Source organism: uncultured Adlercreutzia sp., from assembly GCF_958431955.1.
GTDB lineage: Bacteria > Actinomycetota > Coriobacteriia > Coriobacteriales > Eggerthellaceae > Adlercreutzia.
This window is the reverse complement of record NZ_CAUASN010000003.1, coordinates 42,671-57,148: the sequence shown is the minus strand read 5'-3', so window position 1 is coordinate 57,148 and position 14,478 is coordinate 42,671. Positions and strand designations below refer to the sequence as shown.

At 65.0% G+C, this 14,478-nt stretch carries 10 protein-coding genes; 3 read left to right on the top strand and 7 right to left on the bottom strand.

The window, feature by feature from the left end:
* Nucleotides 1–5: 5 nt before the first annotated feature.
* The 3 genes from Q5064_RS01815 to coaD form a co-directional block, all read right to left on the bottom strand.
* A complete protein-coding gene (locus tag Q5064_RS01815; protein WP_302961777.1) occupies nt 6–989 on the bottom strand; it encodes an electron transfer flavoprotein subunit alpha/FixB family protein in 984 nt (327 codons plus the stop codon).
* A 31-nt stretch (nt 990–1,020) separates the two neighbouring features.
* A complete protein-coding gene (locus Q5064_RS01810; protein ID WP_302961776.1) occupies nt 1,021–1,779 on the bottom strand; it encodes an electron transfer flavoprotein subunit beta/FixA family protein in 759 nt (252 codons plus the stop codon).
* Nucleotides 1,780–1,995: 216 nt separating this feature from the next.
* The gene (gene coaD / locus Q5064_RS01805) at nt 1,996–2,490 is read right to left on the bottom strand and encodes a pantetheine-phosphate adenylyltransferase (protein ID WP_302961774.1); all 495 of its coding nucleotides are present in this window, start codon (nt 2,488–2,490) and stop codon (nt 1,996–1,998) included.
* 288 nt (nt 2,491–2,778) lie between these two features.
* Here coaD and Q5064_RS01800 point away from each other — a divergent pair, with 288 nt between their 5' ends.
* Nucleotides 2,779–3,543 (top strand): phage tail protein, encoded by a 765-nt coding sequence (locus tag Q5064_RS01800; protein ID WP_302961772.1) that lies wholly within the window; start codon nt 2,779–2,781, stop codon nt 3,541–3,543.
* Nucleotides 3,544–3,618: 75 nt separating this feature from the next.
* On the opposite strand, the gene Q5064_RS01795 is transcribed toward Q5064_RS01800, so the two are convergent.
* Complete coding sequence (locus tag Q5064_RS01795; RefSeq protein WP_302961771.1) at nt 3,619–4,803, bottom strand: acyl-CoA dehydrogenase family protein; 1,185 nt, start codon at nt 4,801–4,803, stop codon at nt 3,619–3,621.
* 117 nt (nt 4,804–4,920) lie between these two features.
* A complete protein-coding gene (locus Q5064_RS01790) occupies nt 4,921–7,002 on the bottom strand; it encodes an FAD-dependent oxidoreductase (protein ID WP_302961768.1) in 2,082 nt (693 codons plus the stop codon).
* Between the two features lie 417 nt (nt 7,003–7,419).
* Here Q5064_RS01790 and Q5064_RS01785 point away from each other — a divergent pair, with 417 nt between their 5' ends.
* Nucleotides 7,420–8,073 (top strand): TetR/AcrR family transcriptional regulator, encoded by a 654-nt coding sequence (locus Q5064_RS01785; protein WP_302961767.1) that lies wholly within the window; start codon nt 7,420–7,422, stop codon nt 8,071–8,073.
* A gap of 193 nt (nt 8,074–8,266) precedes the next feature.
* Nucleotides 8,267–9,481, top strand: a complete 1,215-nt coding sequence (locus Q5064_RS01780; protein WP_302961764.1) for an acyl-CoA dehydrogenase family protein — start codon at nt 8,267–8,269, stop codon at nt 9,479–9,481.
* 134 nt (nt 9,482–9,615) lie between these two features.
* On the opposite strand, the gene Q5064_RS01775 is transcribed toward Q5064_RS01780, so the two are convergent.
* Together Q5064_RS01775 and Q5064_RS01770 are read right to left on the bottom strand one after the other, a co-directional pair.
* Nucleotides 9,616–12,657, bottom strand: coding sequence for a YDG domain-containing protein (locus tag Q5064_RS01775; protein WP_302961762.1), 3,042 nt, complete (start codon nt 12,655–12,657; stop codon nt 9,616–9,618).
* Nucleotides 12,658–12,786: 129 nt separating this feature from the next.
* Nucleotides 12,787–14,478 carry an AMP-binding protein gene (locus Q5064_RS01770; RefSeq protein WP_302961759.1) on the bottom strand — a complete coding sequence of 564 codons (1,692 nt, stop codon included), beginning with the start codon at nt 14,476–14,478 and terminating at the stop codon, nt 12,787–12,789.

The window sequence follows — 14,478 nt, the reverse complement described above, 5'->3', positions numbered from 1 at the left end:
AGCGGTTAGGCGCGGCGGGACAGCTCGGCCTCAAGCAGCGGCACGGCCTCGAAGAGGTCGGCCACGATGCCGTAGTCGGCCAGGGCGAATATCTCGGCCTCGGGATCCTTGTTGATGGCCACCACGCACTTCGAGGCGGCCATGCCGGCGGCATGCTGGATGGAGCCGGAAATGCCGCAGGCGATGTAGAGCGAGGGCGCCACCGTCTTGCCGGTCTGGCCCACCTGGTACTGGATGTCGATCCAGCCGTTGTCCACCGCCGGGCGGGAAGCGCCGATGGCAGCGCCCAGCGCATCGGCCAGACCCTCGATGACGGCGAAGCCCTCAGGACCGCCGAGGCCCCGGCCGCCGGCCACCACGATATCGGCCTCGGCGAGGTCCACCCGATCGCTCGCGGCGCGCATCACCTCGGCGATGACGCGGCCCAAGGCCTCGGTATCGGCCGGCACGCGCACCACCTCGGCGGCGCGAGAGCCGTCCGGCTCGGCGGGCGGCAGGGCCGCTCGGCGCACCGTGGCCACCACAGTCGGCGTGCCCGGGGCCGCCTGCATGCGCTCCACCACCTTGGCGGTGTAGGGTTCGCGCACGAACACGGGAGCCGTGCCCGCCGCGGCCTCAATGCCCACCACATCCGAGAAGAGCGCGGCGCCCACCGCCTGAGCGAGCGCCGGTGCGGCCGCACGCGCCTCGGCGCCGTCGGCGAGCAGCACCACGGCGGGCGCCTCGGCGGCGTCGCCGATCATGCGGGCCAGGGTGCGGGCCAGCGTCTCGGGAGGCAGCGGTGATTCCTGCGCCTCCACCACGGCCACGCGGTCGGCGCCCAGCGCCGCCAGCTCATCGGCGTGGCGCCCGGCGGCATCGTTGTACAGCACGGCCACCACCGACGCGCCGTCCGCATCGGCCATCCGGCGCGCCGCGCCCATCATCTCGGCATTCACCTGGCGCAGGACCTCTTCGGCACCGTTCACGCCCACCCACATATCTGCCATAGCTCAATCCCTTCTCCGGTGAAAATCGTCTCTAGAGCACCTTCGCCTCTTCGGCGAGCAGGCGCACGGTCTCGGCCACGGCCTCGGCCGGCGCGCCTTCCACGATGCGACCGCCCGCCCGCGCCGGCTTCAGCTCGCGCGATAGCACCTGCACGCCGAGGGCACCGTCGTCCAGCGCCACAGGCCGCGTGTCGATCTTCTTGCGACGCGCTCCCATCACATCGCGCACCGAGGGATAGCGGGGCTCGGCCAGACCCTGCTGGGCCGCCACAACCGCCGGCAGCGGCATATCAGAGGCCTCCACGCCGTCGTCCACCTCGCACAGCACGCGAATGCCCGTATCGGTCACCTCGCAGGAGGTGGCCATAGATGCCAGCGGCAGCCCCAGCAGCGCGGCTACGCGACCCATCACCTGAGCCGCCGCCGTGTCGCCCGACTTCCAGCCGCCCATAACGAGGTCGGCGCCCATCGGCCGTATGGCATCGGCCAAGGCGGCCGCCACCTCGGCCGCGTCGCGCTCGCGCCAACGGTCGTCTTCCAGGAGCACGGCCTCGGCAGCCCCCATGGCAAGCCCGTGGCGCAGGGCCTGAGCACAGCCCCCATCGCCGAGGCACACAAGCGTGACCGTGCCGCCCTGTTCCTCGGTCAGCTGCACGGCGCGCTCGACGGCGAACTCGCTGTAGGGGTCTATGACAAGGGTCTGCCCCTCCAGGCTCACGGCCCCCTCCCCGTCCAGCTCGATAACGGCCTCGGTATCGATTACCTGCTTCACGCACACGACGATGTTCATCTCTCACCTTTCCGCTCTCAAACGGGTCATATTCCCTATTTTAGGGAAGAGCCGTCCGATGAGATATGCCTACTCGCCGCATTTTGCCCATAACGAATGGACGATACTTCGTATTTGTCCCAAAAACAAGAAGACCCCGATCTATCACCATGGGACAGATCAGGGTCTTTTGTTTCCTATTGGAATTTCTTATTCCCTAATAAGGGAAATTTTGTCCTACTTTTCGGCGGCAAGCTCGGCGTAGCGGCGCCGCAGGGCCTCCTCCACGCAGGGGCTCACGAACTGGGACACATCGCCGCCGAGCGAGGCGATCTCGCGCACGATGGACGAGGAGAGGTACATGTGCTGGGGCGTGGACATGATGAACAGGGTCTCCAGCTCCTTGTCGAGCTGGTAGTTGAGCGCCGTCATCTGGAACTCGTACTCGAAGTCGGTGATGGCGCGCAGGCCCTTCACGACGGCCTGGGCGTCCATGCGGCGGGCGAAGTCGACGAGCAGCTCGTCGAAGGGCTCCACGCGCACGTTGGGCAGATCGCGCGTGGCCTCCTCCACGAGCGCCACGCGCTCCTCCAGCGAGAAGAGCGGCTTCTTCTTCGCCGACACGGCCACGGCGACGATCACCTCGTCGACGAGCTGGGCGGCACGGCTGATGACATCGAGATGCCCGGCGGTGATGGGATCGAAGGTGCCGGGGGTAAGCGCACGTTTCACGGTGGCTCCTTTGCGTTCGGTTGCGTGTGCGGGCAGACGGCCCGCCCGCTGAGTGTACACGAACGCCGCGCCCGCAGCGGCGGCATTCGCCAAAGGGAGCGAAATTGTCGCCCCGCCCGTCATTGTAGGGAAGCGCCCTTCCTTGATAAATAGACATATCTACGATTATGTCCCATAAATTTCCCGTATCGGCCATTATTAGCATCAATAAGCCGCTAAATACCGCCACAATAATAGGATTCATTGCTAGAATAGTCCTATAAATACCGACGAGGAACCGAGGACATCATGCAAGTGCACACTATCCACGAGATCGACTGCGCGGTGGACGTCATCGAGCCTGCCGTGGTGGAGGCCTTCCTCGACGCGGAGCTCTCCGACGACCCCATGCTCGCCGACTCCATCGCCGCACTGGCCGACCCCCTGTGCGCGGCCCTGCGCCCCCGGGGCGTGTACAAGCTGTTCAACCCGGCCATCTGCACGCTGCCGCCCAAGTACACCGAGCCGGCCATCAAGCTCGTGGGCACGCTGGCGGTGCTCCACGGCCAGGACGCCTACGAGCGCATGAGCGAGGCGGAGCACACGGCCATGGCGGTGTCCACCGTGGGCACCGATGAGGAGATCGCCGCCCTGCGCGACAAGCTCGTGCGCAACGACCTCGACGCGCTTCTGTTCGAGGCCTGCCTGGAGGCACTCGCCTCGCTGGCCGCCGACAAGCTGGCCGCCGCCGTGGCCGACGACGCCCACGAGCGCGGGCTGCACCGCGGCAGCACCCTGGAGTGCGGCACGGGCGATTTCCCCCTTGCCATGAACAAGACGCTGTCGTTCTTCGTGCAGACCGAGAAGCGCCTGGGCCTTACCGCCGACGAGGACGGCACTCCGTCGGACCGCTGGAGCACCTGGGGCGTCATCGGTCTGTACAACGAGACCCAGAAGAAGCGCCGCGGCTGCGCCTACTGCCACAACGTGCGCACCTGCACCATCCGCAAGATCGGCATGACCTGCCACGGCCGCCGCACCAAGAAGAAGGCGAAGACGGCGCCCCGAGCCTAGTATCAACCCCCCAACAAAGAAAGGGACCTGCCGCGGCAGGTCCCTTTGCTTCCGAGTTGGTATCGCGGGCGCGATTTAGATGGTCCAGAGGTAATCCGGATCCTCGGCAGCCTTGGCGTACTCCTTGAGGATGCCGCGGCCGGAGATGTGCACCATGATCTCCACGGTACCGCCGCCGATCTGGAAGCCGCGGCAGTCGAGCATGAGGCGGGAGACGCGGGTCTCGTCGGTGAAGCCGAGGCCGCCCATGAGCTGCAGGGCGCGGGAGCACACGTCGGTGAGCGCCGGGGCGCCGTAGCGCTTCAGCATGGCGGCGTCGTTGTTCACCGGAATGCCGTTGTCCATCTTCCAGCAGGTGCGGTACAGGAAGTTGCGGGTGTTGGTCAGAGCGATCTGCATCTCCACGATGTGCTCCTGCACGAGCTGGAAGGTCTTGATGCCCTTGCCGAACTGCTGGCGCTCGTTAACCCACGCGCAGGCGTCGTCCATGGCGGCCTGGGCCTCGCCGAGGAGCTCGGCCAGAAGCACGCAGCGCTCCCACTCGAAGTTCTTCATGAGCTGCAGGAAGCCCTTGCCCTTGATGCCGAGCAGCGCGGACTCGTCCACCACCACGTCGTCGAAGATGATCTTCGAGAAGGGCATGATCTGCATGCCGATCTTGTTCAAAGGCTCGATGGTGACGCCCTTGGCGTTGGCGGGCACCAGGTACATGGACATCTCCTTGTTCTCAGCGGAGGGGTCCTCGTCCTTGCACACCACGATGAAGCCGTCGGAGTTCTCGCCGGAGGTCACCCAGGTCTTGGTGCCGTTGATGTGGATCTTGCCGTCGGCGTCCTTGGTGGCGGTGGTGGTCATCCACTGGTTGGCGGAGCCGGCCTCGGGCTCGGAGATGGCCAGGCAGTACGGCGGGTAGCCGTTCTCCTTGTAGTAGTCGATGGCGTACTGGATCTGCTCGGGGGTGCCGAACTCGACCATGTCGAACATGATGAGCAGGTTGGGAGCCATGGGGATGTTGCCGCCGCAGTGGTTCAGCTCCTCGATGATCATGGCCATGGTCTGATGGTCGACGGGCTTTCCGCCGTACTCCTCGGGCAGGCCGTACATTCCCCAACCGTCGTCGACCCAGGCCTTGGCCACCTCAGGGGCGATGCCGCGGTTCTTGTAGCCAGCCGCGATGACCTCCTCGGTCAGGTGCTTCTTGCCCCACTCGCGAATGCCGCGCTTGATCTCGAGCTGCTGCTGGGAATAGCTGAAATCCATTTCTTCCTCCTTTAAGGCTTTGACTTTATTCAAAACGCTGATGCGTTTGAACCGAATGAAAGGTGGGCGCCGCGCCGATCAAACACGGCGCCCGGTATATCGGGGTTAAGGCCCGAGTTAGATGGCCATCGAGGCCTCGAAGCCGCCCTTGACGGCCTCCAGGGTGCGGTACACCTTGCCGGCCGGGGTGGTGGCGTCGCCGATGAGCTTGGCGTGCGGCCACACCTTCACGATCTCGTCGTACAGATCGGTGTTCTGCTCCACGCCGAGCGAGGTGAGCACGGTATCGCATTCGAGGAGCTGCTCCTCGCCGGTCTCCACGTTCTTCACCTTGGCACCCTTCTTGGTCACCTCAATGAGCTCGGTGAGCGGCATGAGCTTCACGCCCTTCTTCTTGAGCAGGTTGATGGTGGGGTTCTTGTCGATGATGCCGATGCCGTTGCCGAGCTTCTTGGCCGGGTCGATCACCGTGATCTCGCGGCCGTCGCACATGGCCTCGGCCACCTCCAGGCCGGCGAAGCCGCCGCCCACGACCACCACGCGCTTGCCGACGATGGCCGTCGGGCCGGTCTTCATGTTCAAGCCCATGCGCATGAACCCGACGGTGCCGCCCTGGGCCTTGATGGCCGCCACGGCCGCCTTCCAGATCATGCCCTTGCCCTCGGGCACCTTGCCGGCCACCATGTCCTTGATGTCCTCGGACTTCACGACGTTCTTGCCGTCGATGCCGGGCACGTCCAGCGGGATGATGCCGCCGCCGGGAGAGACGATGACCTGGTCGGGGTTCAGGGCCTTCAGGGTATCCACGTCCACCTTGGTGTTCAGCTTCACCTCGATGTTGGGATGCAGCTTGATCTCCTCGTTCCAGTAGTCCACCAGAGGCTCGATGTTGGCGTTGAGCACCTGGGCCATGGAAAGCAGGCCGGTCAGGCGGTCGGACTTGTCGAGCAGGGTCACCTTGTGGCCGCGCTCGGCCGCCACGCGGGCCGCCTCCAGGCCGCCGGGGCCGGCGCCGATGACGGCGACGTGCTGCTTCTCGGTGGCGGGCTTGTCCTCGGGAAGACCCGCCTCCACGCCGGCCCACACGTTCGCGTTCACGGAGCACTGGCAGGGCTTGCCGATGAAGATGTTGTCCAGGCAGCGCGAGCACACGATGCAGGGGCGCACCTGCTCGGGATGGCCCTCGGCCACCTTGCGCGCCGTGGCCGGGTCGGCGATGAACTGACGGGCCATGCCCACCGCGTCGCCGTAGCCCTCGGTGACGACCTTCTCGCACATGTCCAGCGTGTTGATGCGGGTGCCGGGGAACACCGGCTTGTCGGTGACGGTCTTCACCTGCTTGGCCAGGTCGATGAACTCGCCCTCGGGCACGATCTGATTGGCCACGGGGCGCGGTGCCTCGTGGAAGCCGGCCTGCACCGACCAGGCGTCCACACCGTGCTTCTCGACGATCGGGATGATCTCGAGGGTGTCCTCGATGCGGTTGCCGTCGGGCATGAGGTCGTCGGCGGAGATGCGCACCAGGATGGGCATGTCGTCGCCGCAGGTCTTGTGCACCTCGTCGATGATCTCGCAGAGGAAGCGGGCGCGGTTCTCAGCGGATCCGCCGTACTCGTCGGTGCGGTGGTTGGAGTACTTCGACAGGAAGCGCATCACCATGTAGCCGATGCCGGCATGGATCTCGATGATGTCGATGCCGGCCTCCTTGGCGCGGCGGGCGGCCTCGCCGTACTGCTTGACGACCTGGGCGATCTCCTCTTTGGTGTACTCGCGCTCGGGCATGCCCACGAACGGGCCGGAGGGCACATCGGCCGACGGCGCGTAGGACAGCAGCGGCACATCGCCGTTCGGGCGCCACTCGTAGCAGAGCTCCAGCTGGGCGGCCACCTTCGCGCCGTGCTTGTGGGCCACCTCGGCCACGCGGGCGAACCCGGGGATGAACTGGTCGTCCCAGATGCCGCAGGCACCGGTGGTCGTATGGTACTTGGGCTCGGTGCCGAAGCAGTCGCACACGTAGCAGGAGCCGATCTCGATGAGGCCCACGCCGCCCTCGGCGCGTTGCTCGTAGAAGTCCGCCAAATCGTCGGTGATGTGGTAGTTGTCCACCTTCTCGATGGTCATCGGCAGCATCACGAAACGGTTGCGCAGCTCGACGTTGCCGATCTTGAACGGCTCCAGCAGTTTCTGGTACTTCGCCACAGCTAAACTCCTTTCAAATCCTTCCCCATTGCTTGCCAAGGATTATCGGGCCGCCCGGCCCTGCCCTCATTTCTTGGAAAGTCGGACAGAAAGAGCGTTTTTGTTACCCAACGTGACCTGCTTTGTCCACTTGAAACCCTGTGGCATTCTCTTGAGGTCTCCTCGTGACTCATATTCTACGGAGTTCGCTTCACTTTTCGATGGACAGATTTCCATTATTGTGTGGCTTATCATAGGGAAAACTTCTCGAATCATAGGTTTTATAGGAAATGACAGCGGTTTTTACCCCTCAAAATAGGCAAAACTAACGGTGCTATTGAATCTTTCACTGGGCAGACCGCAAAATCTGTCCCACTTTTGCGGCTCTAGTGCCTATAATGGGGACAACTGATCATATTTGTGTCAAAAGGAGGGGCCATGAACGCGCTCACCACCATGGAACTGATCTCGGACGCCTTCGTGGAGCTGTGCAACGAGATGCCGCTGCGCAAGGTGTCCATCAGCGACATCGTGGAGCGCACGGGCAAGAACCGCAAGACCTTCTACTACCACTTCGAGAACAAGGACAAGCTCATCATCTGGATCTTCCGCTACGATTTGGGCAACGTGCTCAAGCAGCACTTCTCCGAATCGGTGCTGCTCTACGAGGACGCGCCGGACGATCCGGTGGCGCGCTTCCCCTACTACATCACCCAGAAGTCCGGCGTGCGCTCCCTCGACCACGCCGAGTTCTTCCAGTGCTTCGCCGAGGTGCTCCAGGGGCGGCGCAGCTTCTACCGCCAGGCCCTCGTGGACAACGGCCCCTACTCCCTGCGCAACTACCTGTATGCGCTCTACCTGGGCGCCATGAAGCGCGATATCGACATCATCCTGTCGAACCGCTACCTGCCCCGCGAGAACATCGACTTCCTCGCGGAGTTCTACACCTGCGCCTTTTTGTACTACTACATCCGCCGCTGCGACCAGAACGGCGTGGAGAGCCTCGCGGCCGACTGCGGGCCCTTCGCCAACATCATCCACAGCTCGCTGGAAAACGAGATCAAGGAAGCCCAGATGCGCCGCAACCTCTAGGGCCGCGGCCCTGCCCCCGCTCCATAGCTTTTGCCTATTTCGCGCCCGAAAATTTCGGGCGCTTCCTATTGGACTTCCCTCTTGCCGCCCTGTCAAACTTACAACCAGGGTATACGCGCGCCCGCAAGGACGTGCATCGAAGGGGCGCGCGGCCGCGGGCCGGCCGTCTGCGCACGGACAGTCAGGAGGATCCATGGGTAAGCTAACCGAGGAGGAGTTCCGCGCGTTTCTGAAGACCTGCCGCGAGCTGGCGGAGGGGCCGTTCGAGGAGATGCAGCGCGAGGTGGAGGTCACCAACAAGTTCCCGCAGGAGTTCATCGACCTGGCCCGCGAGAACAATCTGTACCGCTACGCCCTGCCCGAGGAATACGGCGGATGGGGCTTTACCGAGAAGGAGATCCTGCAGGTGCAGGAGGAGTTCTCCCGCGGCCCGGGCGGCATGCGCATGCACCTGCACTACGCCGCCGACCTGAACTGGCGCATTCTGGACGACTACGGCTGCGAAGAGCTGAAGGCCCAGTACATGGACAAGTTCGCCGACAAGACCATCTTCACCTGCTTCGCGCTGACTGAGCAGACCGGCGGCACCGGCGCCGACGTGCACACCACCGCCATCAAAGACGGGGAGGGCAACTACATCTTGAACGGCGAGAAGTGGCTCATCTCCCACACCGACGTGGCCCAGTTCGCCTACGTTATCGCCGTGACCGACCCCGATGCCGAGGGCGACGCGCGCCTGTCGGCCTTCTTCGTGCCCATGGACGCCGAGGGCTTCGAGCTGGTGGACATGCCCCACATGATGGGCTGCCGCGGCGCGGGCCACGCCGGCTTCAAGATGACGAACGTGAAGCTGTCGCCGAAGTACCTGCTCGGCGCCGAGGGCCAGGGCATGGAGGTGGCCATGCACTCGCTGGCCATCTCGCGCGTGCACATCGCCGACTCGAATCTGGGCATGTGCCAGCGCATGCTGGAGATGTCGCTGGCCCGGGCGCGCGACCGCGTGACCTTCGGCAAGACCATCAATACGCGCCAGGCCATCAAGATGAAGCTCGCGGACATGGCCACCATGACCCACGCCCTGCGCTGCATGGTCATCGACTTCGCCGAGGACTACGACCGCGACCCCCACAACCCCTACATCGCCGAGAAGGCCGCCATGTGCAAGCTGTTCTCCATCGAGGCGGTGAAGAAGGTCTCCGACGAGATGCTGGAGATCTTCGGCGGCGACGGCTACTTCGAGGACTCCCCCTACGGCCCCACCGAGCGCCTCTACCGCGACTGCCGCGCGCTGTGGCTGGAGGAAGGCTCCCCCACCATCCAGCGCATCACCATCGCCCGCGAGGTGGAGCGCCACAACGCCGTGGTGGACTACCCGGCCCTCGACTGGATCGCCGGCACCGATCTATAGGGGCGTCGGCCAAAGAGCCTCCTACGCCGAAGGGGCCCGTCCAAGACGGGCCCCTTCTCGTTTGCCGTAAAGCCGCCCCCCGCCGCGCTGCCTGCCGCGGTCCCCGACAGCCGCCGAGGCGGATTCGGGGAAGCTTAGCCGCGGGCGCGCGAGCGGCGCCTGAGACCGATCGTCAGAAGGGCGACGGCCGCCGAGAGGACCGCCGAGGCGGCGAGGGCGGACGCCGCGGTGTCGTCGCCTGTGGCCGCCAGCCTCAGGCGCGTCTTCCCCGCCGCATCCGAGGAGGCGCCCCCGGCGTCCGAACCGGACGGACTCTCCGCAGGCTCCCCGGCACCGGATGTGCCGGTGCCCGCGCCGCCCTCGCCGAGGGGCGCCACCACGTAGGTGCGGCGTACGATACGCACGTTGCCGTCCTCGTCGATGTAGGTGGCAATCACCACATAGGTGCCGGGCACCGCCGGATCGACGGCATCCACTTCCTCGCCATCGCGCGTGATGGTGATGACCGGCTCCGTCTTCGGGAAGTCGGGGCGGTTGCCGTAATCCTCGTCGATAGCGTCCTTCAGATCGTCCTTGGTGAGGGGATCGGCGTCCGGATCAAGCGGGATGCGGACCTCGTCGTCGACGATGACCTCCCCCTCGTCGGGCTCGCCGACGGTGTACACCACGCGTACGACCTTGTCCTCGCCGCCGTCGGGATCGGGATAGGTGGCAATGATGACGTACTCGCCGGGCTTGGTGGGGTCGATGGCGTCCACCTCGTCCCCGTCCTTCGTGATGACGATGGACGGCTTGACGCCCGCGGGCACCTTATCGCCCGCCGCGTCGCCGACGATCTGCTCCACATCGTCCTTGTCCAGCGGCTCCTTGCCCGGGACGGGCTTCTTGTCGACCGTCTCCTCGATGACATCACCGATGCCGCTGAAGTCCTCGCCCTTCGGATCGTCGGTCACGATGAGCTTCGCGTCCCTGAGCGTGAGCAGGTAGTTGCCGATGTCATAGCGACCGTTCCCCAGCTCCTTCACCGTGATGGCGTCGAAGGAGCCCCCGTCGCGGGCAGCCGCGAGCGCCATCGTCACGGCCGAGCGCCCCCGGGCCGCCGTGAGGGGGTTCACGTTCGCGAACCGCACGGCTACCGTGTAGGTCCCCGTCTGGGGGCTGTCCGCGTCCAGAGCGGCGCCATCGCCGTCCCGGCTGCACGCGAGCTCGGCCTCGCCCAGAATGGACTCCAGCGCTCCGTCGACGGCGCGGCGGGCATCGCGCGGCGCGAGCATGTTCGCCGCCCAGGTGCCGGAGGACCAGACGTCCTCGTCGCTTGAGAACGACACGGCCGCGCCCGACGAGTCAGCGAGCGGGCGGCCGGCCAGGCCCCAGCGCACCGAGGCTGATGCGGAGATGACCAGCTCGCGCGGCAGAATGCGCGCCGGCACCGTGAGATCGCCGTCCGACACCCCGGCAAGCGTGTAGTCGGCCGCATCCGCCCCGGCGAGCGAGACGCCCTCGAGCGTGACCGTCGTCTCCCCCGCCGCCACCGTGCTATAGCGAGCCCCGTCGCAGGCGACGCGCACGTCGGCCCCGGCCAACGCAGTGTCCGCCAAGCTGATAGAGGACGCGTCGAAGGCATCGGTGCCGTCGTAGACCTTCACGAAGGGACGCGGCACCACACCGTCGGGATCGGAGGGGTCGGACGGGTTGGCAGAGTCCACCCCGTCAGAAGAGAAGTCGATGGCCTTCGGGCGGATGGTGAAGGTATCGGAGCCGGCTTTGTAGGACTCCACCGTGCCGTCATCCTTCACCGTGTGCACGGCACTCGATTCCACTTTGTAGGTGCCCGCGTGCACCGGCTCGCCTTTCTCGTTCATCTCGTCGGGCCGAAGGTCGCGCCAAGCACCCGTCTCGGGATCCTTGATCTGGTAGGTGTGCTTCACCTCGGCCGGCTGCTGCACGCCGCCCACCGTCGTCATCACGTTCTCGTCCCCGTTGACGTTCTCCTGCACGCGCAGGGGGTCGCCCACCGCCACGTCGTAGGCCTCGGTGGTGATGGTCTTGCCCGTGGGATCCACGTCGATGTCCACCTTCACGAACACATCGACGTTCGCATCGCCCGAAGCCGTGTCGTCGGGATCCTCGTCATCCTCGAGGCCGCCGTACTCGACCACGTAGTTCACCTTGTAGCCCGCGTTGGTGTTCGCGAGGTCGTTCCACGAGCCCGGCTTCGAGGGATCGCCGGTCCAGAACTGCATGTAGTACTCGGTCCCTCCCCCGCAGTCGGGCTGCACGGGATTCCAATTCAGGAAGAACGGCTCCTTCGTGGCGGGGTTGGTGCCCGCCACGTGCGTGTGACTGGTGGTGTCGCTCGTGCAGAGCAGCTGGCCCGCTTCCGGCCCCGTTACCCAGTAATAGGTCACGGAGTGGCTCGAGGGGTTGGCCGTAGAGGCGCCCCCGGAGTAGTCCTTGGTGTAGTTGTTGTCGCAGGTGGCCCCCATCCAGCAGTCGGTGCCCACGAGCGAGTAGACGAAGTCGTTCTCCTCTTTGCTCGTAATGGTCACAAGGTACCCCTGCATGCCCATGTAGTTGTAGCCGGACGCGGCAGCGAAGGCCTCCCTCCAGCCGATGCTCCCCATCACCGCCTCGTAGTAATGGCCGTTTAACGAGTTGTAGTCGAGGGTGCGCGTGACAGGGTCGAAGCTGGCGATCATGCGTAAGCTCTTGGTGTCCGTCTCGTTGGCAAGCTTGATCTGCAGGTTCTCGCGCAGGTAGTCGCGCCACTGATCGGCCGAGGCGCCATCCTTGTTGTTCACCGACTTGTTGCCGTGCTTATCGGCGTTGAATACCTTGAAGTCGCCGGAGTCCGTGAAGTATATCTCGTCGTCGGCCGTAATGGCGGAGGTGAACTGCACCGTAATGCCCTTGATGAGACGGGTCGGATCGGAGGCGATCACCTCCAGCTTCGGAAACGAGTACGTGTTGGCCTGCCCCGCCACCGGCGTCGCAGGCCCCGCCTTGATGGTGAGGGCCGGGCCGGCGGCCTGGGCGCTCGCGGTCGGCTCGTCGGCCCAGGCCCTCTCGGGGCAAGGCCCCGCGACCGATGTCGAGCCGATGACGGAAACCGCCATCGCAGCGGCCAAAACCAACCGTCCGAAGGCGCCCCGTCCCCGTTTCATTACGTGTTTCATACCAGGTCACTCCCTGCAATTGTCTGCATAAATGTGAATATTGTACTCCCCAAGAAACAAGTTGCCAACAAAAAGACGCCGACGGGCCTGAAGCCCTCGGCGCCTTTCGGGCGGAATCGACCGGTTTCCCTACTGCCCTGCCCGCACCAGCTCCTCAGCCATCTCGCGCAGCTTAAACTTCTGCACCTTCATGGAAGGCGTCATGGGGAAGTCGTCCACGAAGAACACGCGCTTGGGCACCTTGTAGCGGGCGATGCGCGGGATGGCGTACTCGCGCACGTCGTCCTCGGTCATGGCCTCGAAGCCGGGGCGGGTGCGGATGAAGGCGCCCACGATCTCGCCGAGGCGCGCATCGGGAATGCCCACCACCTGGGCGTCCAGCACGCCAGGCATGGTGAGCAGGAAGTTCTCCACCTCGAGCGGATAGATGTTCTCGCCGCCGCGGATGATCATGTCCTTGATGCGGCCGGTCACGCGGAAATACCCGTCCTCGTCCACCGTGCCCATGTCGCCGGAGTGTAGAAAGCCGTTCGCATCGATGGCCTTGGCCGTCTCCTCGGGCATCTTGTAGTAGCCCTTCATGACGTTGTAGCCCTTACAGCACAGCTCGCCGTGCTCGCCGGGCGCGCAGATGTGCCCGTCGTTCACGTCCAGCACGCGCACCTCCACCGGCGGGTGCGCCCGCCCCACGGTCTCGCACTTGTGCGGGATATCGTCGTCCACCGAGGTCTGGGTGAACACCGGGCTCGTCTCGGTGAGGCCGTAGCAGATGGTCACATCGCGCATGTTCATGCGCTCCATCACCTCGCGCATGGTCTCGGGCGGGCAGGGGCTGCCGGCCATGATGCCCGTGCGCAGATGCGACAGGTCGAAGGAGTCGAAGTCGGGGTGGTTCAGCTCGGCGATGAACATGGTGGGCACGCCGTAGACCGCCGTGGCGCGCTCCTTGTGCAGGGCCTGCAGCACGAGCCCCGCGTCGAAATCCTCCACGATGATCATGGTGCAGCGGTGCGTGAGCGACGCCATGACGCCCAGCACGCAGCCGAAGCAGTGGAAGAACGGCACCGGCAGCGTGACACGGTCCTCAGGCCCCAGACGCTGGCCCTCGCCGATGTAGAAGCCGTTGTTCAGGATGTTGCGGTGCGTGAGCATGACGCCCTTGGGAAAGCCCGTGGTGCCGCTCGTGTACTGCATCATGACCACATCGTTGTTGTCGAACTGCCCCTGGGCCCATTCCAGCGAGCTGTCGGGCTTGTGGCGCCCGAGCAGCAGAAGCTCCGGCACGCTGTAGAAGCCGCGGTGCTTCTCGGGCCCCATGTAGATGAGGTTCTCCAGGAAAGGGTATTCTTCCGAGCGGAGAAATCCGCGCTGCACGTTCAGCGACTCGGGCACCAAATCGCGGATGATCTGCAGGTAGTCCACATCGCGGTAGGCGTCGATAACGCAGAGCGACTTCATGTCGGACTGCTTCAGCACGTAGTCCAGCTCGTGGGACTTGTACACCGGGTTCACCGTGACCATGACCACGCCGATCTTGGCGCTCGCGTACATGAAGGTGAGCCAGTCGGGGATGTTGCGCGCCCACACGCCCAAGTGATCACCCGGCTTCATGCCGATGGCCAACAGGCCCTTAGCCAGGTTGTCGGTGCGCTCGTCGAAGTCGCGGTAGGTCCAGCGCAGGTCGCGATCGGGATACACCACGAACTCGTGATCGGGGTCTTTCGCCACCTGCTCCTTCAGGTAGGCGCCAAGGGTCAGCTCCGAGTGCAGCGGGTAATCCGGCGACCCGGGCACCGGCGCGGCGTTCTGCTCTTCAGTCAT